This is a genomic window from Duganella sp. BJB1802 (assembly GCF_013369445.1).
Taxonomy (GTDB): Bacteria; Pseudomonadota; Gammaproteobacteria; order Burkholderiales; family Burkholderiaceae_D; genus Rugamonas; species Rugamonas vulcania_A.
In genome coordinates, this window is sequence record NZ_JABWEF010000010.1 from 211138 (window position 1) to 231823 (window position 20686).

Below are 20686 nucleotides of genomic sequence, written 5' to 3' on the forward strand. Positions count from 1 at the left end.
CCGCCGCCGTAGCATGGGATGAGAATCAAAACAAAAAAACCCTCAATCGCAATGGAGACAACCATGAAGCGTCTACTGTCATGCCTGGCCGTGCTGCTCTGCCTGGCCGGCCCGGCCTTTTCCGCGCGCGCCGCCATCACCATGAACACCAGCGTGCAATACAAGATCAAGAACGTCAACAGCGGCCTGGTGCTCGGCATCGACGGCGCCAGCCAGGCCGCCGGCTCCAAGGTGGTGCAATGGGCCGACAACGGCACCGCCGACCATCTGTGGCACTTCATGCCGATGGGGAATGGCCAGTACAACATCGAGAACATGCTGACGCACCAGGTGCTGGGCGTGGCCAACGCCGGCACCGCCGACGGCGCGCAGGTCATGCAGTGGGCCGACAACGGCACCAGCGACCATCTGTGGACCGTGACCCAGGCCGCCAGCGGCAACTTCCTGATCCAGAACGTCAACAGCGGCAAGTATCTGGAGGTGTTCCAGGCCAGTAACCTGAACACGGCCACCATCGACCAGTGGGGCTCGACCGGCTGCACCTGCCAGGAATGGCAGCTGGTGAACACGCAGACCAGTCCGTACCCGGCGCCGCGCGCCGTGAGCGGCGCCGGCATCTTCGTGCACGATCCGTTCATGCTGCGCGACGCCGGCGGCAAGTACTGGCTGTACGGCAGCCACCAGACGCTGGCCACTTCGACCGACCTCAACACCTTCACGCCGTACACCAGCTGCACCACCGCGCAGATGGGCGGCTACGCGCCGAACTGCCCGCCGATCGGGCCGGACTTCAGTTCGTGGAGCGGCCTGCAGACGCCCAAGGGATGGAACAACGGCGCCAACACCGACATCTGGGCGCCCAGCCTGCTGCTGGCGAACGGCACCTACTACCAGTACTACTCGATACCTTACCTGCCGAGCTCGGGCGCGGAGGCGGTGATCGGCGTCGCCACCAGCTCGGCGCCGCAGGGACCGTGGACCGACAAGGGCTTCGTCACCAAGTCGTGGACCAGCAGCACCAACGCGCCGCCGGCCGGCTTCACCAAAACCACCGACAACGCGATCGATCCGGCGCCGTTCACCGACGCCAGCGGCAACTGGTGGATGGCCTGGGGCTCGTGGACCGACGGCACCCATCTGATGCAGTTGAATCCCGCCACTGGCCTGCAGTCGACCACCAACACCACGGTGTACACGCTGGCCCAGCGGGGCTCGCCGACGTCGGCCGAGGAGGGCCCGTTCATCTACTACTACAACGGCTTCTACTATTATTTCGCGCCGATCAACGTGTGCTGCAGCAGCACCTCGCCGTACCGCACCATCGTCGGCCGCTCGACCAGCGTGACCGGGCCGTACGTGGACCGTGGCGGCGTCGCGCTGACCGCCGGCGGCGGCACCATCCTGCTCAGCACCCACGGCAACGTCATCGGACCGGGCGGCGGCAGCGTGTTCACCGACGCCGGCCACAACAACCGTCCCACCTTCGTCTACCACTACTACGACGGCAACAACAACGGCCGGCCCACGCTGGGCATCAACCCGCTCGGCTTCACCGCCGACGGCTGGCCGTACGTGATGGCGAACTAGAGGTAGCGCGCCAGCAGCGCGCGGTCCAGCGACGGGTCCAGTTCGATGCGCACGATGTGGCCGCTGCCCGGCGCCACCGTGATGTCGGCGCCGTCGTCGGCGCGCATGCGCGTCAGCGTCAGGTCGCGGTTGCCGCTAGGGTGGATCACCTCGATCCGGTCGCCCACCGCGAAGCGGTTCTTGACCTCGACCCTGGCCCAGCCGTCCTGCACGCCCAGCACGTCGCCGACGTACTGGCTGCGCTCGGCCTCGGAGGCGCCGCGCATGTAGTTCTGGTGCGCCTGCGTGTGGTGGCGCTGGTAGAAGCCGTCGGTGTAGCCGCGGTTGGCCAGGCCCTGCAGCTGGCCCAGCAGGCCGATGTCGAACGGCCGCCCGGCCACCGCGTCGTCGATGGCCTGGCGGTACACCTGCGCCGTGCGCGCCGCGTAGTACAGCGACTTGGTGCGGCCCTCGACCTTGAGCGAGGTGACGCCGATCTTGACCAGCCGCTCGATGTGCTCGACCGCGCGCAAGTCCTTGGAGTTCATGATGTAGGTGCCGTGCTCGTCCTCGATGATGGGCATCAGCTGGCCCGGCCGCTCGGCCTCCTCGATCAGGTAGGGCTGGTCGGCCAGCGGATGGCGCGGCTGCTGGTGCAGCGTCGACCACGGCCGGTTGGCTTCCTCCAGCGCCTGCTGGAACTGCAGCGGGATGACTTTCGTCGGCCCGAGGTCGCCGCTGGCGTCTTCAAAGGCCGGCTGCACCTTGTAGTCCCAGCGGCAGGAATTGGTGCAGGTGCCCTGGTTGGGATCGCGGTGGTTGAAGTAGCCCGACAGCAGGCAGCGGCCCGAGTAGGCGATGCACAGCGCGCCGTGCACAAACACTTCCAGCTCCATCTCCGGGCAGCGCTGGCGGATTTCCTCGATCTCGTCGAGCGACAGTTCGCGCGACAGGATCACCCGCGTCAGGCCCATGCGGTGCCAGAACTTGACGTCGGCCCAGTTGACGGCGTTGGCCTGCACCGACAGGTGGATCGGCACGTCCGGCCATTCGTCGCGCACCATCATGATCAGGCCGGGGTCGGCCATGATCAGCGCGTCCGGCTTCATGGCGATCACCGGCGCCATGTCGCGCAGGTAGGTCTTGAGCTTGGCGTTGTGGGCGAAGATGTTGGAGGCGACGAAGAATTGCTTGCCGCGCGCGTGCGCGCCGTCGATGCCCTCCTGCAGCGCCTGCAGCGTGGAGAAGTCGTTGTTGCGCACGCGCAGGCTGTAGCGCGGCTGGCCGGCGTAGACGGCATCGGCGCCGAAATCGAAGGCGGCGTGCATCTTGGCCAGCGAGCCGGCGGGGAGGAGGAGTTCGGGGGCGTGGAGCATGACGGATGGGCAAAAGTCAGGCAGTCTATGGCCCCCGCCGTCAAATTTCCTTGACCTGGATCAAAATTTCCCGGATCCGTCTACAGCGATTTGCTGCACAGCTTGAAGTCCGGATCCTCGTCGTACGGACGGATCTGGAAGCCCAGGCTGGCCATCAGCTTGAGCATGCCGCTGTTCTTGCACAGCACCAGGCCGTCGATCTCGCTCAGGCCCTTGTCGCGCGCCACGTCCATGATGCCCAGCATCAGCCGCGTGCCCAGGCCCTGGCCGCTGTAGCGGTCGTCCACCAGCAACGAGAATTCGCAGCTGCTGTGGTCCGGGTTGGCGATGTAGCGCGACACGCCGATGATGCTGTCGGTCTCGACGAAGTCGCCGTCCGGCCCCGGCGCGCGCTGGGTCAGCACCGCCACCAGCGCCATCTCGCGGTCGTAGTCGATCAGCGTGTAGCGCGCCAGCATCTGCACCGACAGCTCGCGCAGCGACGAGGCGAAGCGGTAGTAGCGCGACTTCTCCGACAGCCCGCGCACCAGCTCCTGCAGCATCGAGGCGTCGTCCGGCTGCACCGGGCGCAGCGTGTACTGGCCGCCGCCGCGCATCGGCCACTCCTGCGTGTAGCTGGACGGGTAGGGCAGGATGGCCAGATGGTCGTAGCCGTGCGCCGACGGCGGCGCGGCGTCGATGACGATGCGCGCGTCCACCGCCAGCGCGCCGTGCTCGTCGACGATCAGCGGGTTGATGTCCATCTCGCGCAGCTGCGGCAGCTCGCACACCATCTCCGACACCCGCAGCAGCATCTGCTCGATGGCCTCGCGCTGCACCGGCGGCGCGCCGCGCCACTCGCCCAGCGTGTTGGCCGCGCGCACCCGGCCCATCAGGCGCTGCGCCAGGAACAGGTTGAGCGGCGGCAGCTCGACCGCGCGGTCGTCGATCAGCTCGATCATGGTGCCGCCGGCGCCGAAGCTGATCGCCGGCCCGAACAGACGGTCGGTGACCACGCCGATGTACAGCTCGCGCCCGTTGCGCTTGCCGGCCATGCGCTGCACCGTCACGCCGTTGATGCGCGCCTCCGGCAGCAGGCGGCGCACGGTGGCCATCATGTCGCCGTAGGCGTCGCGCACGGCCGCCGCGTTGAGCAGGTTGAGCACCACGCCCTGCACGTCGGACTTGTGGGCGATGTCGGGCGAATCGATCTTCAGCGCCACCGGGTAGCCCAGCTGGCTGGCCACCATCATGGCCTCGGCCGCGCTGCGCGCCAGGATGGTCTGCGTGATCGGGATGTGGAACGCCGCCAGCAGCGCCTTCGATTCCATTTCGGTGAGCACCTTGCGGCGCTCGGCCAGCACGCCCTCGATCAGCAGGCGGGCGCCGTCCAGGTCGGGCTGGGCCAGCTGCGACAGCGGCGGCGGGGTCTGGTGCAGCAGCTGCTGGTTCTGGTAGAACGAGGCGATGTTGGAGAAGCCGTCCACCGCCGCCTCCGGCGTGCGGAAGGTGGCCACGCCGGCCGCGTTGATCAGCCGGCGCGCCTCGGCCACCTGGCGGTCGCCCATCCAGCAGGTCAAGAGCGGCTTGCCGAGGCCGGCGTTGAGCGCGCTGACCGCGCGCGCCACCGCCGCCGGATCGCTGCCCAGCTTGGGCGAATAGATCACCAGGATGCCGTCCACCTGGCTGTCGTGGGCGCAGGCCTGCACCGCCTCGGTGAAGGCGTCGGCGCCGGCCTCCTCGGTCAGGTCGAGCAGGTTGGTCAGCGTGGCGTGCGGCGGCAGCTTGGGCGCCAGCGCCTGCGCGCCGGCCTCGGACAGCCGCGCCAGTTGCAGGCCCAGCTCGGCGATCCAGTCGGCCGCCAGCACGCCGGGCCCGCCGCCGTTGGTGACCACGGCCAGGCGCGGCCCGACCGGGCGGTAGCGCGAGGCCAGGCACTTGGCGGCCGAGAACAGCTGGACGAAGGTCTTCACCCGCACCGCGCCGGTGCGGCGCAGCGCGGCGTCGAACACCATGTCGCTGGCGACGATGGCGCCGGAGTGGGTCAGCGCGGCCTGCGAGGCGGCCGAGGCCTTGCCGGCCTTGAGCACCACCACCGGCTTGGTGTTGGCTGCGCCGCGCAGCGCCGACAGGAAGCGGCGGGCGTCGGTCAGGCCCTCCATGTAGATGACGATGCTTTGCGTGGCCGGATCGGTGGCCAGGAAGTCCAGCGTCTGCGCCAGGTCGACCGCGGTGTTGGCGCCCAGCGAGACCACGGTGGAAAAGCCCACCGCGTTCTGGCTGCCCCAGTCGAGGATGGCCGAGGTCAGCGCGCCCGACTGCGAGATCAGCGCCAGGCTGCCCGGCTGCGCCAGCTGGCCGGCCACGCTGGCGTTGATGTTCAGGCGCGGGCGCTGGTAGCCCAGGCAGTTCGGTCCCAGCAGGTGGATGCCGTGCTTGCGGGCGATCTCGTGCAGCTCGCCGGCCAGCGTGCCATCGACGCCGCTCGACAGGATCAGCGCGGCGCGGCACTGGATGCGGCCGGCCACCTCCAGCGCGAAGCTCAGCTCGTCGTTGGGCAGGGCGATCACCGCCAGGTCGGCGCGCGACTGGGCCAGGTCGGCCAGCGTGCCGCTCATGCCGACGTCGAGGTAGGTCACCGGCCCGGTGAAGCCGCCTTGCTCGAGCTGGGCGCGGATGCCGCGGCCGTAGCAGGTCTGGCTGTCGGGCTGGTCGGCCTGGCCGGCGAAGACCACGATGGACTTGGGCGAGAACAGCGGCGTGAGGTAGTGGGTTTCCATGGCGGTGCGATCGTGAGAGGGTTAGTCGTCCATGCCGAGCAGGACTTTGACGTGGGCCGCCGCGCTGCGCGCCAGCGAGGACAGCTCGTAGCCGCCCTCCAGGCAGGAGACGATGCGGCCCTGGCTGTGGCGGGCGGCGACGGCGACGATCTGCTTGGTGATCCAGGCGTAGTCGGCCTCGACCAGGCCGAGGTTGCCCATGTCGTCGTCGCGGTGGCCGTCGAAGCCGGCCGAGATGAAGATCAGCTGCGGCTGGAAGCGCTCCAGCGCCGGCAGCCATTGCTCGGTCACGGCCTGGCGCAGCAGCTCGCCGCCGGAGCGCGCCGGCAGCGCCACGTTGACCATGTTGGCGCCGCGCGGCACGTTGCCGCAGAACGGATACAGCTTGTCCTCGAAGATGGAGCACATCAGCACGCGCTCGTCGTCGCGCAGGATGTCCTCGCTGCCGTTGCCGTGGTGGACGTCGAAATCGACCAGCGCCACGCGCTCCAGCCCGTGCACATTGAGCGCGTGGCGGATGCCGACCGCGGCGTTGTTGAAGAAGCAGAAGCCGCCGGCGGCGCCGTACTCGGCATGGTGACCGGGCGGGCGCACGTTGCAGAAGGCGGTGCCGGCGCCCTCGGTCAGCACCAGGTCGGTGGCCAGTACGGCGGCGCCGGCGGCGCGCAGCGCGGCCCGGTAGGTGTGCGGGTTCATGCTGGTGTCCGGGTCCACCTGCACCGAGCCCTCGCGCGGCGACAGCGCGGCGATGGTGTGGATGTACAGGCTGGAGTGGGCTTGCGCCAGCTGCTGCTCGGTGGCCAGCGGCGCCTCGCAAGGCTGCATGAAGTCGAGCAGGCCCTTGATCAGCAGCATGTCGCTGACCGCGCCGATCCGCTCCGGGCATTCGGGGTGCTGGTCGCCCATGGTGTGCTTCAGGCAGTCGGGGTGCGAGATATAGGCTGGCAGCATAGGAATCCAATATAACCTGAATTGAGTGTACTGAGGGAGATCAAACAATTCGTTGATTTAAGTCAAAAATTACAACACCAGTCCAAATGGACTGGGGGGATTTCATCAAACCGTCACAATTAAAAAATATAATACTGTCACTATTTTTCGGTCCTGGATTGGCGGCGTATGAAACTGTTGTACAAATTCAATCTCGTACTGCTGCTGATTTTTGCGCTGGGCGGCTACACCACCGCCCAGCTGACCCGCACCGTCTTGCAGGACAACGCCCAGCGCGAGGTGGTCAGCCACGCCAGCCTGATGATGGAGGCGGCGATGGCCGCGCGCGAATACACCACCAACGAGGTCAAGCCGCTGCTGGCGAAGGAGCTGGAGAGCCGCTTCCTGCCGCAGTCGGTGCCGTCGTACGCGGCCACGCAAAGCTTCACCAAGCTGCACGCCGCGCATCCCGACTACAGCTACAAGGAGGCGGCGCTGAACCCGACCAATCCGCGCGACCGCGTGGTGGACTGGGAGGCCGACGTGGTCCAGCGCTTCCGCGACCACGCCGAGCTGAAGGAGGTGACCGGCCAGCGCCAGACCCCTTCCGGCCCGTCGCTGTACCTGGCGCGGCCGATCCGCATCAGCGATGGCCGCTGCCTGGCCTGCCACAGCACGCCGTCCGCCGCGCCCGACACCATGAAGGCGCTGTACGGCAGCAACAACGGCTTCGGCTGGAAGCTCGGCGAGGTGGTCGGCAGCCAGATCGTGTCGGTGCCGCTGTCGGTGCCGCAGAGCGAGGCCGAGCGCGCCTATTCGCTGATCATGGGCGGCATGGCCGTGACCTTCGCCGTCATCCTGGTGGCCGTGAACGCCTTGTTCTACCTGCTGGTGCTGCGGCCGGTGAACCGCATCGCCCGCATCGCCGACGCCGTCAGCGGCGGCCGGCTCGACGTGGAGCACTTCGACGTGCGCGGCAAGGACGAGATCGCGGTGCTCAGCAACGCCTTCAACCGCATGCGCCGCAGCCTGGAAAAAGCCATGGCCATGCTGGCTTGAACGCGGCCATGAGCCTGGACGTATTCCTCAGCCACTCGCATGTCGACAAGGTGTTCGCCGACGCCATCTGCCATCGGCTGGAGGCGGCCGACATCCGCTGCTGGGTGGCGCCGCGCGACATCCGCCCCAGCGAGGACTGGGCCGAGGCCATCATTAACGCCATGGACCAGGCCAGGATGCTGGTGCTGATCTTTTCGGCCAGCTCGAACAGTTCGCCGCAGGTGCGGCGCGAAGTCGAGCGCGCCGTCAACAAGGGCTTGATGGTGCTGCCTTTCCGCATCGAGAACGTGCCGCTGTCGAAGAGCCTGGAGTATTTCATCAGCACCCAGCACTGGCTCGACGCCATCACCGGCGACCTGGAAGACCACCTGACCCAGTTGTGCAGCAGCGTGGCCATGCTGCTGGAGCGCCTGCCGCCGGCCGCCGCGTCGCCGCAGCCGGGCGCGCCGCCGGCGTTCGGCACGCAGCCATCGGCCGCCAACGCGCCACCGCAAGGCATGCCGGCGGCCGCGATCACGCCGGCCATCGCGCCAGCCGTGCTGGCGGCCATCGAGCAGGCGCTGGCGCAGGAGCTGGGACCGATCGCCCGCCATCTGGTGCGGCGGGCGCTGCTGGCCGCGCCGTCGCGCCAGCAATTGGTGGCGGCGCTGGCGCTGGAGATCGACGACAGCGCCGAGCGCCAGCGCTTTGTCGCCCGCTGCCATGCCGCCGGCTGACGAGGGCGCGCCGTCGCCCTACGCGCTGCCCTTCGTGGTGGCGCTGACCGGCCATCGCGACCTGCATCCCGACGACGTGCCGGTGGTGGCCGCGCAGCTGTTCGAGGCCATCGAACTGATCGCGGCGGCGCTGCCGCACAGCCCCATCCACTTCCTCTCCGCGCTGGCCGACGGCGCCGACCAGCTGTTCGCCGAACAGGTGCTCAAGCTGCAGCGCCAGTGCGCGCTCGCCGCGCCGCAGGCCCGGCGCCGCATCGAACTGATCGTCCCGCTGCCGATGCCCTTCGACTACTATTGCGTCGAACAGGCCGGCGGCGCGGCGGCGCGCCAGCGCGATCCGCTGCGGTTCGAAGCGGACCGGCAGGCGTTCGCGGCGCGCTTCCTGCGCTACAGCGCCGGCGCCGGCCAGGTGTTCGAGATACCGAAGGCGCCGCCGGCCGGCGTGCTGGCCGCGCCGCGCACCCCGGCGCAGGCGGCGTACGCGCAGCTGACGCGCTACCTCGGCATCCACGCCCAGTTGCTGATCGCCGTGTGGGACGGGCAGGGCGAGACCGCGCGCCACCCGCGCCGGCCGGGCGGCACGCTGGACCTGGTGCAGACGCTGCTGCACGGCGTCGAACGCAGCGGCCATCCGCGCAGCAGCAACCGCTTCGCCGCGCCGGCGCACGGCACCGTGCTGCACGTGTACAGCCGGCGCGCGCAGGAATCGTCGGCCGGCTTGCCGAGCGCGCAGGCGGCCGGCGGCTTCCGCCTGGCGCACGGCGAACAGGCCGGCGCGATCGGCCACTGGGACGCGCCGCAGCCCGGCTGGCCCGGCGTGCGCGCGCCCGGCGCGGGACAGTTCCTGCGCAGCCCGGTGCGCGCCTGCGAACGCTGGGCCGCGCACCGCGCCTGGCGCGCGCTGGTGGCGCGGGTCGAGCACCGGCTGGGCCGCCGCTGCGCGCCGCGCGCCCTGGCCGTGCTGTACCAGGTGCACGCCGACGGCCGCGAGATCGACACGCTGAACCTGTTGCACCAGCGCGCGCTGGCGGGGCACGATGCGGCGGCCTACGCCGACAGCCTGCGCGCGGCCGGCCACGGCTACCTCGCCAGCCTGGCGCTGCCCGGCGTGGCCGCGCTGCCGGCCGGGATAGGCCTGGGACTGGGGCCGCTGCTGCGCGCCTTCTGCGCGGTCGACGTGCTGGCCGAGCGCAGCAAGCGGTACTGGAGCTACCGCTGGCGATTGCTGGCGTCGGCGGCCGTGCTGGCGGCGTCCTCGTCGTCGCTGCGGCTGCTCAGTCCCGCGCATGGCGACCTGATCGAATCGATGGCGTTCGCCGCCGGCGCCTGCGGCGCGGTGGCCATCTATCTGTGGGTGGTGCTGTCGCGCCAGCGCAATGCCTACCTGGACTACCGCGCGCTGGCCGAAGGGCTGCGCTTCCAGATGTACTGGCTGTGCGCCGGCGAACCGGCGCTGGTGACCGACCACTATGTGCAGAAGTACAGCGGCGATATCGGCTGGGTGCGCCACGCGCTGGACGCCTGCCTGGTGGTGCATCCGGTGTCCGGCCTGCCGGCGCGGCGCGTGGTGCAGGGCTGGATCGCCGACCAGCTGGCCTACCTGAACGGCAACGGCAACCGCCGCCGACGGCGCCGCCACACCCGCTCGGTCGCGATCGGCAACGACCTGCTGTTGTCCGGCCTGTTGTGCGCGGCCGCCGCGCTGACGCTGGTGCTGACCAGCGGGCGCAGCTACGCGTCGCTGCTGGCGCTGCTGCTGTCGGGGATGAAGCTGGCGACCGGCGTGGGCGCGGCCTGGCTATCGCTCAACAACAAGATGGGGCACGGCGAGACGCTGGCCCAGGCCGACCAGCTGCGCGGCCTGTACGGGCGCGCCCGGCTGGCGCTGGAGCAGATCGAGGCCGGCGAGGGCTCGACGGCGGAAAAGGAACGCCACGCGCGCGACCTGCTGTTCGCGCTGGGCAAGGCGGTACTGGAAGAAAACGCCGGCTGGCTGGCGGCCCATCAGCAGCGCCGCCTGAGCTGGCATGGCAAGTGAGGGCGGGCGAGGGCAGGCTTACGCGGCCACTGCGGCGGGCAGCGCGGCGGATTTTCCCTGCTTCGCCCCGCGCAGCAGGATCCACAGCGCGAAGGCCACCTCGCCCAACTGGCAGGGGAAGGCGAGGCCGGCGACCAGATCGTTCCATTCCGGGCGCAGCAGGCCGGCATAGCTGAGCGCCAGGTAGGCGAAGCCGTTGATGGTCAGCCAGACGGCCAGGAAACGCGGCAGGAAACCGCTGCGGTACACCAGCGCCGCCAGCGGGAACAGCCACAGGCCCCAGAAGATTTCCGAGGCATAGGTCATCATGCTGTGCACCCGCAGGAACAGCGTCGCCAGCCCGTCGCGCTGGGCCTTGCTAAAGGCGGACAGAAAGTCCGGACCCTGCACCAGGATCAGGGTGGCCATGTCGTTGAGCGTGTTGAAAAAGTACAGCGGCGTGTCCATGAAGCCCAGCATCAGCATCAGCAGGGCGGCGTTCTTGTTCACGTCCCGGAACAGCCGGTACAGCGTGAAAGTCAGCACCAGGCTGACGGCGCCGGTGATCAGGTCGCCGGCGATGCCGAAGCGGAACAGCTGCTCGTGTGCCGCGATGCCCGCGATGGTCGCGGCCGTGTCGCCGTTGATGAACAGCTTGCTGGGGATGTAGACCAGGCGTAGCGGCGCGATCAGGATGACCAGCAGGTAGAAGAAGCCGGCAACCCTGGCGTTTTTGCTGAGTGTGTTCATGCTGATGCCCTTAAGGAAAATGGCGCCGGATGTGCGCCCGGTTAAGATATTTTCAATTTCATGTGTCAACAATATCTGACATATGAAATGAACGCAAGATAAATCTGCCCGCCGATCACGGCAGCGGCCGCGAGACCTTTGCTAGAATCGCATCCTCCTCATATTCAAGGGTGTGAGCCGATGAAAAAAATTCTGATGGGTGGTGTGCTGCTGGCGTCGCTGTGCGCCGGCGTGCAGGGGCAGGAGTGCAAGAGCCAGGCGGAGTATGCCAAGGCGCGGGAAGTGATCAGGGACCTGGGCCGCATCGTCGCGCCGTCCGGCGTGCAGGAAGCCTACAAGGCCAGGATCGGCGGCATCGACCAATGGATCAACGTGCGCGGACAAGACAAGGACAATCCCGTGATCCTGTTCGTTCATGGCGGTCCGGCGTCGCCGCTGATCCCGGCTATCTGGCAGTTCCAGCGTCCCCTGGAAGAATACTTCACCATCGTCAACTACGACCAGCGCGGCGCCGGCAAGACCTTCAATGAAACCGCGCCGGATACGCTCAGCGACAGCATCCACATTCCGCGCTACATCGACGATGCGATCGAAGTCGCCGAGTACATCAAGGCCCGCTACCACAAGGACAAGGTGATCCTGATGGGCCACAGCTGGGGCACGGTGATCGGCATGGGCGCGGCGCTGAAGCGGCCTGACCTGTTCCATGCCTACGTCGGCATCGGCCAGGTGATCAGCACCCAGGAAAATGAGCGCATCAGCTTTGACTACGCGGTCGAGCAATCGAAGGCGCACCACAACGAGAAGGCCATCAAGGAGCTGGCGGCCATCGCGCCGTATCCCGGCGACCAGCCGCTCACCCGCGAGCGTATCGTCACGGAGCGTACATGGGCGCAGTATTACGGTGGCTTGAGCGCCTATCGCGACAGTTCGGACTACTTCTATGACGCCGGCAAGCTGTCGCCGGAGTATAACGACTGCGACGTCAGCGCCATCGACGCCGGTAATGTGTTCTCGCTGGGCCGCTTGCTGCCGGAGTTCCTCCGCGTCGACTACCGCAACGTGCGCAGCTTCCCGATCCCGGTGGTGATGTTCATGGGCCGCAACGACTACACCACGCCGTCGGTGCCGACCGAGCAGTGGCTCAAGCGCGTCAAGGCGCCGTACAAGCGCGGTGTGTGGTTCGAGCATTCCGCCCACATGATTCCATGGGAGGAGCCGGGCAAGATCCTGGTCAGCCTGCTGGAGACAGTGCGGCCGCTGGCGGTGGCGCGGCCCAAGCGCAAGTAGCCGCCCTGGAATTTCAATCCATCGCTGCGGAGACTGCTCTCGACTTGATGGCCTGGATAATCGTGCGGTAGTGCTTTTGCACCGTCCTTTGCCTGCCGAATCTGGCCACCGCCGGATGCAGCGTCCTGAAACAGTCGATGCGACCGTACGTGAAGTGCCACAGTTCCTTCGGCACGTGCACACGTACGGTCGTGCGCTTCGGTGCCTCGAACAGTGACTTGACGACAGCGTCGTGGGTGGCGCTGCAGCCGAGGATGACCACGTCCGGCTGGAGCAGTTCAAGCTCGTAGCGGAACAGTTTGGCGGAAAACTCCGTCAGCGCCGCCGAGTGATTCCGGGCGTTTCTGGATTTTCCTTTTCCCCTGAACACGTCCATTTTGAATAGATTGTTCCAGATGACCGAGCCGGGGACGCCGCCGGCCAGTTCGCGCTCGAGAAGGAGCCGCGTCTTCAGGAAGTGCGAACGGCCGGGGGCCGCAAGCAGGCTCTTTTCGTAACGGGCAAGCAGGGCTGGCACTCGGCTGGCCGGATCGTTGAGCACTTCCGGCAGCCGACAAAGCCAGCCCTTGGTTTCCTGGCCGATGTACATGACCCGGGGGCGAGCGGCGAAATAGGCTCTTGCAGCGGTGAGGTTCAGCAGAAATGGGGCGGAAAGCATGGCCGCCTTTTCTTCCTGAAAGCCTGCCGTGTGGCGCAGGGCGGAGAGTGCCTCCAGATAAAAGCCTGATAACTTGGCGTGCATCGCCTCGACATCGTCATTCAAGATGGTCACGCCCGGCGCCGCCTTCCCTTTGCGATTGGGTTCAGAAAGCAAAAACGCCAACCTGCATGGGTTGGCGTTCTGTTTTGACACTGTTCTTGGTGGCCCGGGGCGGAATCGAACCACCGACACAAGGATTTTCAATCCTCTGCTCTACCAACTGAGCTACCAGGCCAAGGAGCAGAATTATAGCAGGCTTAAGCGAAATTGCAAGGGCGAATTTCTCGGGCGCACAAACGCTATAATGTTCGGATGACTATTCCATCCTCCCCCGCCGCGCTGCGCGTTACCGAGAGTGATATCTGTATCGTTGGCGATGGCGCGATTGCCAAGACCGCCGCGCTGGGCCTGGCCCAGGCCGGCTTTAGCGTCACGCTGCTCGGACCACCGTCGCCTCCGGCCCGGCCGGCCGCCGCCGATCCCGGCTGGGATGCGCGGGTTTATGCGCTGAACCACACCGCCCACAATCTGCTGTCGTCGCTGAAGGTCTGGCAGGCGCTGGACCACGCCCGCGTGGCGCCGGTCGACGCCATGATCGTCCACGGCGACGGCGCCCAGGCCGGCGGCCTGGCCTTCGACGCCTACGGCGCCCACACCGGCACGCTGGCTTGGATCATGGAAGACCGCAACATAGGTCAGGCGCTGGACGCCGCCCTGAAATTCGCGCAGAACGTGCGCGTGGTCCAGGGCCGCGCCACCGGCCTGCTGCGCGGCGACGACAGCGCCTCCGTGCACCTGGACGACGGCTCCAGCATCAAGGCCTCGCTGGTGGTCGGCGCCGACGGCGCCCAGTCGTGGGTGCGCGGGCAGTGCGACATCGGCCTCGATTACCGCAGCTACAACCAGCGCGCGGTGGTCTCCAACTTCGCCTGCGCCAAGCCGCACCACGGCGCCGCCTATCAATGGTTCACCGGCGCCGAGGGCATCGTCGCGCTGCTGCCGCTGCCGGGCGACCAGGTGTCGCTGGTGTGGTCGGCGCCGGAGGCGCTGGCCGACACGCTGCGCGCCGAATCGGCCCGGCAGATCGCCGACCGCCTGGCCGTCTACGCCGCCGACAAGCTGGGCGCCCTGACGCCGCTGCAGCCGGAGCTGGTGCGCGACTTCCCCCTGCGCCTGATCCGCCCGCACGCCATGAGCGCGCCGCGCGTGGCGCTGGTGGGCGACGCCGCGCACGTGGTCCATCCGCTGGCCGGTCATGGCATGAACCTGGGCTTCGCCGACGTGGCGCAGCTGGTCAAGACGCTGGGCGAGCGCGAGGCGCAGCGCGGCATCGGGGACACCCGCGTGCTGGCCCGCTACGAGCGCGCCCGCAAGGAGGACGTGCTGCTGATGCAGCTCACCACCGACGGCCTGGCGCGCCTGTTCGGGGCGGATATCGAGCCACTGCGCGTGGTTCGTAATTTCGGATTAAACTTGCTGGATAAATTACCTGTGCTGAAGCGCCGCCTGATCTCCCACGCGATGGGGAAATAGGCCCGCGCCAGTGGGTTCGTGTAGTCATCGGAGATGTTATGAGAAAAAGTAAGACCGTTTTGCTGTTGTTGTCGGCGCTGATGGCGTCCTGCGTGAGCGCGGAAACCCCATCCACGGATGCGATCAAGAAGCTGGTCGAACCGCGCCTCGGCGCGAACGTGAAAGTCGATTCGGTCAAGGAGACGCCATATGCCGGCCTGTATGAAGTCCGCATCGGCAACGACATCCTCTACACCGACAAGACAGGCACGTATCTGTTCTCCGGCCACGTGTTCAATCTCACCACCAGCACCGACCTGACCAAGGAACGGCTGGAAGAGATCAACAAGATTAAGTTCTCCGACCTGCCGCTGGATAAGGCCATCAAGACCGTCAAGGGTGACGGCAAGCGCGTGATCGCGGTGTTCGAGGATCCCAACTGCGGCTACTGCAAGCGCTTCCGCCAGACCACGCTGAAGGAGACCGACAACATCACGGTCTACACCTTCATGTACAACATCCTGGCCGACGACTCGTTCACCAAGTCGAAGAACATCTGGTGCGCGCCGGATCGCAGCAAGGCCTGGGACGACTGGATGGTCAACAACAAGGCCGCTCCCGCCGCTGCGGAAGCCTGCCAGTCGCCAAACCAGGACGTGCTGGAGCTGGGCCACAAGCTGGGCGTCTCCGGCACTCCGGCCATCTTCTTCGCCGACGGCACCCGCGTGCCCGGCGCGATCGACACCAAGGCGCTTGAAGAGAAGTTCGCCAAGATCAAGCAGTAAGCAGTAGCCAAACCAGCGCATCGCCCCATAGGAGAACTGAATGATCACTTTGAACATCAACGGTAAAGACATGCAGGTGGACGCCGATCCCTCGACGCCGATACTGTGGGCTTTGCGCGATAACCTGAACATGACCGGCACCAAGTTCGGTTGCGGCGCGGCGCTGTGCGGCGCCTGCACCGTGCACCTGGGCGGCCAGCCTGTCCGTTCGTGCGTGACGCCGATTTCGGCCGCCGCCGGCCAGAAGATCACCACCATCGAGGCGATGGAGTCCGACAAGGTCGGCAAGGCCGTGCAGGCGGCGTGGGTCAAGATGGACGTGCCGCAATGCGGCTACTGCCAGAGTGGCCAGATCATGAGCGCGACCGCTCTGCTGCGCACCAATAAAGCCCCTTCCGACGCCGACATCGACAACGCCATGAGCGGCAATATCTGTCGATGCGGGACGTACCAGCGCATCCGCGCAGCCATCAAAGACGCAGCTAAAACCATCGCCTAAGGAGAATCGCATGCGTATCGAATGGATTAACCAGGAATCGATGGCGGGTGTGGAGACTTCCGGCGGCGTGTCGCGCCGCAGCTTCATGAAGGCGGGCGCGGTGGCGGGCGGCGGCTTGGTGCTGGGCTTCTTCATGCCGGGCGCGGGCCGCTTCGCCAATGCGCAGCAGCCTCCGGCCAAGGTGTATCAGCCGAACGCCTTCCTGCATATCGCGCCGGACAACAGCGTGACGGTGCAGGTCAACCGGCTGGAATTCGGCCAGGGCGTGCAGACGTCGCTGCCGATGCTGATCGCGGAGGAACTGGACGCGGACTGGTCGAAGGTCAACGGCGCGCTGGCGCCGGCCGGCGATCAATACAAGGATCCGCTGTTCGGCATCCAGATCACCGGCGGCTCGGGCAGCATCGCCCACTCCTACACCCAGTACCGCGAGATCGGCGCCAAGGCGCGCGCGATGCTGATCGCGGCGGCGGCCCAGGAATGGAAGGTCGCGCCGGACCAGGTCAAGACCTCGAAAGGCACGCTGACCGGCCCCGCCGGCCAGAAAGCCACCTTCGGCGCGATGGCCGATGCGGCCATGAAGCAGCCGGTGCCCGCCACCGTGAAGCTGAAGGATCCCAAGGATTTCAACTTCATCGGCAAACCGATGAAGCGCCTGGACGCGAAAGACAAATCGACCGGCAAGCAGCAGTTCGGCATGGACTTCAAGGCGCCGCACAGCAAGGTCGCCGTGGTGGCGCGGCCGCCGGTGTTCGGCGCCAAGGTCGCCAAGTTCGACGCCTCGAAGGCCAAGGCCATCAAGGGCGTGATCGAAGTGATGGAAGTGAAGACGGACCGCGGCGGCAGCGGCGTGGCGGTGGTGGCCGACGGCTACTGGCCGGCCAAGATGGGCCGCGAGGCGCTGGTCATCGACTGGGACACCAGCGGCGTGGAAAAGGTCAGCACCGACAAGCAGCTGGCCGAGTTCAAGGCGCTGGCGCAGAAGCCGGGAACGCCGGCGCGCAAGGGCGACACGTCCAAGCTGGCCGGCGCGGCGAAGAAAATCTCCGCCGTCTATGAGTTCCCGTATCTGGCGCACGCGCCGATGGAGCCGCTGAATTGCGTGGTCGACCTGCGCTCGGACGGCTGCACCGTATGGGCCGGCTCGCAGTTCCAGACGATGGACCAGGGCGCCATCGCCGCCACCGCCGGCCTGAAGCCGGAGCAGGTGGTGCTGAACACGATGATGGCCGGCGGCGGTTTCGGCCGCCGCGCCGTGCCGACTTCCGATTATCTGGTGGAGGCGGTCAATATCGCCAAGGCCTGGAAGGCCGCCGGCAAGACGGAACCGATCAAGGTGGTCTGGAGCCGCGAGGATGACATCAAGGGCGGCTACTATCGCCCGTCGCACGTGCACCGCGCCGACATCGGCATGGACGACAAGGGCAACATCGTGGCGTGGGATCACGTCATCGTCGGCCAGTCCATCCTCGCCGGCACGCCGTTCGAACCGATGATGGTCAAGGATGGCATCGACTCCACCATGGTCGAGGGCATGGGCGAACCGTATGAGGTGCCGATGAACCTGAGCGCGCACAGCGTCAAGGCCAATGTGCCGGTGCTGTGGTGGCGCTCCGTCGGCTCCACGCACACGGCCTTCGTGATGGAGACGCTGATCGACGAAGCCGCACACGCCGCCAAGATGGACCCGGTCGCGTATCGCAAGAAGCTGATGGGCGAGAAGGGCAAGCGCCACATGGCCGCGCTGGACCTGGCGGTCGCCAAGTCCGGCTATGGCAAGAAGGCTTTACCTAAAGGCCAGGCTTGGGGTGTGGCGGTGCATGAGTCGTTCAACACCGTGATCGCGTATGTGGTGGTGGCGTCCGTGAAGGACGGCACGCCCAAGCTGCACAAGGTCACGGCCGGCGTGCATTGCAACCAGGCGGTCAATCCCTTGACGATCGAAGCGCAGATCCAGGGCGCGGCCTTGATGGGCCTGGGCATGACGCTGCCCGGCGCCGCCATCACCCTCAAGGACGGCGTGGTGGAGCAGCAGAACTTCAGCGACTACACGGTGGCGCGCATGACGGACATGCCGGTGATCGACGTGCACATCGTGCCGTCGAACGATCCGCCGACCGGCATGGGCGAACCTGGCCTGCCGCCGCTGGCGCCGGCCTTCGCCAACGCGCTGTTCAAGTTGACCGGCAAGCGTTTGCGCAAGCTGCCGTTCGACCTGGCCAGCGCCTGAGCCGCGCTGGATGGCACTGGTAGGGATATTGCTGGCAGCCGGGCGGGGTAGGCGTTTCGATCCGTCCGGCGTACAAAACAAACTGCTGCAACCGCTGGAGAATGGCGACGCCGTCGTCGCCGCCAGCGCAAAAAACATGCTGGCCGCGCTGCCGCGCGTGGTGGCCGTGGTCCGCCCGGACGACGGCCAAGTGGCGGCGCTGCTGGGCCGCCTGGGTTGCGAGGTGCGCGTCTGCGCGGATGCCGATCTTGGCATCGCCGCCTCGCTGACGACGGCGATCGATTACACCAAAGGCGCGGAAGGCTGGCTGATCGGCCTGGGCGACATGCCCCACGTGCGGCCTGATACCATGCGGGCCCTGGCCGCGACCATCGAACGGGGCGCCCGCATCGCGGCGCCCATGCATGAAGGACGGCGCGGCAATCCGGTCGCCTTCAGCAGTTATCATTTGCCATTGCTGCTGGCGCTGGAAGGCGACCAGGGCGCGCGCGAGATATTAAAAAGCCATGCGGTGAGCGAACTGATAGTCGACGATGCCGGCGTGGTGCGCGATATCGATACGCCGGGCGATTTGTAAAACAAGGACCGAAATGAAGAAACCGAACAAGAATACCCCGGCGATCGCCTACAGCATCGTCGGCCACGACCTGGCCGCCCACCTGTTCCACGTCACGCTGACGGTGGACGCGCCGGCCGAAGGCGGCCAGGTGTTCGCCCTGCCGGCCTGGATCCCGGGCAGCTACATGATCCGCGAATTCTCGCGCAACATCGTGCGTATCCGTGCCGAGTCGAACGGCGAGCCGGTGGCGCTGGCCAAGCTGGATAAGCATTCGTGGCAGGCCGCGCCGCTGAAGGACCACGCGGCGTCGCTGACGGTGCATTACGAAGTCTATGCCTGGGACATGTCGGTGCGCGCCGCGCATCTGGACCAGAACCACGCCTTCTACAACGGCACCAGCGTGTTCCTGCGCGTGCTGGGACAGGAGGACCAGCCGCACGTGGTGGACATCCAGCGCCCGGCCGACGAAGCGGCCAAGACCTGGCGCGTGGCGACCTCGCTGCCTGAGCTGAAAGCGAAACGTTATGGTTTTGGCACCTACATCGCCTCGAACTACGACGAGTTGATCGATCATCCGGTGGAGCAGGGCGACTTCGCGCTGGCCACGTTCAAGGCGCATGGCATCCCGCACGACATCGTCATCAGCGGCAGGGTGCCGAACCTGGACCTGCCGCGCCTGAGCGCCGACCTGAAAAAGATCTGCGAAACCCAGATCGCCTTCTTCGAACCGAAGGCCAAGAAGGCGCCGATGGACCGCTACGTCTTCATGACGCTGGCCGTCGGCGACGGTTACGGCGGGCTGGAACACCGCGCCTCGACGGCGCTGATCTGCGCCCGCGCCGACCTGCCGAGCACGGCGTCGGCCAGCAAGGACATCAGCGACGGTTATCTGCAATACCTCGGCCTGTGCAGCCATGAATACTTCCATACCTGGAATGTGAAGCGCATCAAGCCGGCGGCATTTGCGCCGTATAACCTGCAGGTCGAGAATTACTCTCCATTGCTTTGGTTGTTTGAGGGCTTCACCAGCTATTACGACGATTTGATGCTGGTGCGCGCCGGTGTTATCGCCGAACCGGCTTATTTTAAATTGCTGGGTAAAACCATCGGCAGCGTATTGCGCGGCAGCGGTCGTACCAAGCAAAGCGTGGCCGATTCCAGTTTCGACGCCTGGGGTAAGTATTATCGCCAGGATGAAAATGCGCCGAATTCGATCATCAGTTATTACACCAAGGGTTCGCTGATCGCGCTGGCGCTGGATTTGAGCATTCGCGCTAAAACCGGCGGCAAGAAATCGCTGGACGATGTGATGCGCGCATTATGGCAACGTTATGGCCGCGATTTTTATCAGGGCGGCGGACGCGGCGTTACTCCGGCCGAAGTTGAAGCATTATTCGATGAAATCAGCGGCGGCCGCTTCAAGCCATTCTTCGATAAATATATCCGCGGCACGGAAGATTTGCCGTTGGCGAAAATGCTGGCACCATTCGGTGTTAAATATAATGACGAGCGTAAGTCGGCCAAGCCCAGCCTCGATGTTAATCTCGGCAAGGATGGTAATGACTGCAAATTATCCAGCGTGCACGAGAATGGCGCCGCGCATCGGGCGGGGTTATCGGCCGGCGATATATTGATGGCGGTCGATGGATTGCGCGTCACCGCCGCCAATCTGGAAACGCTGCTTTCCCGCTATGGCGTCGGATCGGAAATTGAAATCCACGCCTTCCGCCGCGACGAGTTAATGACCTTCACCGCGACGCTGCAAGGCGACCGGGTTCCGGGCATCAGCCTGTCGCTGGACCCGGCCGGCAAGAAATCCGCCGGCCCATTGCGGCCCAGCGCAGCACGTTAATTCCACAGTCCGGGGCGAGTCCCCGGATTTTTTTGCCCTATTCATGCTAGAAATTGGCACGTACTAGCCACATTCCGGCATGTGTT

16 protein-coding genes and 1 tRNA gene are annotated in these 20686 nt (G+C 66.4%); 11 read left to right on the top strand and 6 right to left on the bottom strand.

Going from position 1 to position 20686, the window contains the following annotated elements; all coding sequences use genetic code 11:
- Positions 1-63: 63 nt before the first annotated feature.
- Positions 64-1587: a family 43 glycosylhydrolase gene (locus HUX88_RS17500; RefSeq protein ID WP_176362594.1), complete on the top strand. Its 1524-nt coding sequence runs from the start codon at positions 64-66 to the stop codon at positions 1585-1587.
- Here HUX88_RS17500 and yegQ read toward each other — a convergent pair.
- The 3 genes from yegQ to HUX88_RS17515 form a co-directional block, all read right to left on the bottom strand.
- Entirely contained in the window at positions 1584-2942 is a 1359-nt protein-coding gene (gene yegQ / locus HUX88_RS17505) for a tRNA 5-hydroxyuridine modification protein YegQ (RefSeq protein WP_176362595.1), read from the bottom strand. The two genes, HUX88_RS17500 and yegQ, sit on opposite strands and share 4 nt — an antisense overlap.
- Before the next feature lie 80 nt (positions 2943-3022).
- Positions 3023-5701, bottom strand: coding sequence for a bifunctional acetate--CoA ligase family protein/GNAT family N-acetyltransferase (locus HUX88_RS17510; RefSeq protein ID WP_176362596.1), 2679 nt, complete (start codon positions 5699-5701; stop codon positions 3023-3025).
- Positions 5702-5722: 21 nt separating this feature from the next.
- Positions 5723-6652 carry a histone deacetylase family protein gene (locus HUX88_RS17515; protein WP_117015831.1) on the bottom strand — a complete coding sequence of 310 codons (930 nt, stop codon included), beginning with the start codon at positions 6650-6652 and terminating at the stop codon, positions 5723-5725.
- Between the two features lie 168 nt (positions 6653-6820).
- On the opposite strand from HUX88_RS17515, the gene HUX88_RS17520 reads away from it, so the two are divergent.
- From HUX88_RS17520 to HUX88_RS17530, 3 genes are read left to right on the top strand one after another with little or no spacing between them, the layout of a single operon-like run.
- The gene (locus HUX88_RS17520; RefSeq protein ID WP_176362597.1) at positions 6821-7690 is read left to right on the top strand and encodes a DUF3365 domain-containing protein; all 870 of its coding nucleotides are present in this window, start codon (positions 6821-6823) and stop codon (positions 7688-7690) included.
- Between the two features lie 8 nt (positions 7691-7698).
- Complete coding sequence (locus HUX88_RS17525) at positions 7699-8406, top strand: toll/interleukin-1 receptor domain-containing protein (RefSeq protein WP_176362598.1); 708 nt, start codon at positions 7699-7701, stop codon at positions 8404-8406.
- Positions 8393-10444 (top strand): hypothetical protein, encoded by a 2052-nt coding sequence (locus HUX88_RS17530; RefSeq protein ID WP_176362599.1) that lies wholly within the window; start codon positions 8393-8395, stop codon positions 10442-10444. Before HUX88_RS17525 ends, HUX88_RS17530 begins: the two co-directional genes overlap by 14 nt.
- Before the next feature lie 18 nt (positions 10445-10462).
- On the opposite strand, the gene HUX88_RS17535 is transcribed toward HUX88_RS17530, so the two are convergent.
- Entirely contained in the window at positions 10463-11173 is a 711-nt protein-coding gene (locus HUX88_RS17535) for a DUF4386 domain-containing protein (protein WP_176362600.1), read from the bottom strand.
- 180 nt (positions 11174-11353) lie between these two features.
- Here HUX88_RS17535 and HUX88_RS17540 point away from each other — a divergent pair, with 180 nt between their 5' ends.
- Positions 11354-12463: an alpha/beta fold hydrolase gene (locus HUX88_RS17540; protein WP_176362601.1), complete on the top strand. Its 1110-nt coding sequence runs from the start codon at positions 11354-11356 to the stop codon at positions 12461-12463.
- A gap of 13 nt (positions 12464-12476) precedes the next feature.
- Here the strand turns inward: HUX88_RS17540 and HUX88_RS17545 are convergent, their stop codons facing one another.
- Both HUX88_RS17545 and HUX88_RS17550 read right to left on the bottom strand, forming a co-directional pair.
- Entirely contained in the window at positions 12477-13235 is a 759-nt protein-coding gene (locus HUX88_RS17545; RefSeq protein WP_117015837.1) for a hypothetical protein, read from the bottom strand.
- Positions 13236-13322: 87 nt separating this feature from the next.
- A tRNA-Phe gene (locus HUX88_RS17550) sits at positions 13323-13398 on the bottom strand.
- Positions 13399-13475: 77 nt separating this feature from the next.
- Between HUX88_RS17550 and HUX88_RS17555 the strand changes: the two genes are divergently transcribed.
- Genes HUX88_RS17555 through HUX88_RS17580 form a run of 6 tightly spaced genes read left to right on the top strand, consistent with a single transcriptional unit; the run spans position 13476 to position 20600 of the window.
- Complete coding sequence (locus HUX88_RS17555) at positions 13476-14696, top strand: FAD-dependent monooxygenase (protein ID WP_176362602.1); 1221 nt, start codon at positions 13476-13478, stop codon at positions 14694-14696.
- Between the two features lie 38 nt (positions 14697-14734).
- Complete coding sequence (locus tag HUX88_RS17560) at positions 14735-15460, top strand: DsbC family protein (protein WP_117015839.1); 726 nt, start codon at positions 14735-14737, stop codon at positions 15458-15460.
- Positions 15461-15500: 40 nt separating this feature from the next.
- On the top strand, positions 15501-15959 hold the full coding sequence (locus tag HUX88_RS17565; protein ID WP_117015840.1) for a (2Fe-2S)-binding protein: 459 nt from the start codon (positions 15501-15503) through the stop codon (positions 15957-15959).
- Positions 15960-15969: 10 nt separating this feature from the next.
- The gene (locus HUX88_RS17570; protein WP_117015841.1) at positions 15970-18189 is read left to right on the top strand and encodes a xanthine dehydrogenase family protein molybdopterin-binding subunit; all 2220 of its coding nucleotides are present in this window, start codon (positions 15970-15972) and stop codon (positions 18187-18189) included.
- A 10-nt stretch (positions 18190-18199) separates the two neighbouring features.
- Entirely contained in the window at positions 18200-18766 is a 567-nt protein-coding gene (locus HUX88_RS17575; protein WP_117015842.1) for an NTP transferase domain-containing protein, read from the top strand.
- A gap of 13 nt (positions 18767-18779) precedes the next feature.
- A complete protein-coding gene (locus HUX88_RS17580) occupies positions 18780-20600 on the top strand; it encodes a M61 family metallopeptidase (RefSeq protein ID WP_176362603.1) in 1821 nt (606 codons plus the stop codon).
- The last annotated feature ends 86 nt before the right edge of the window (positions 20601-20686 follow it).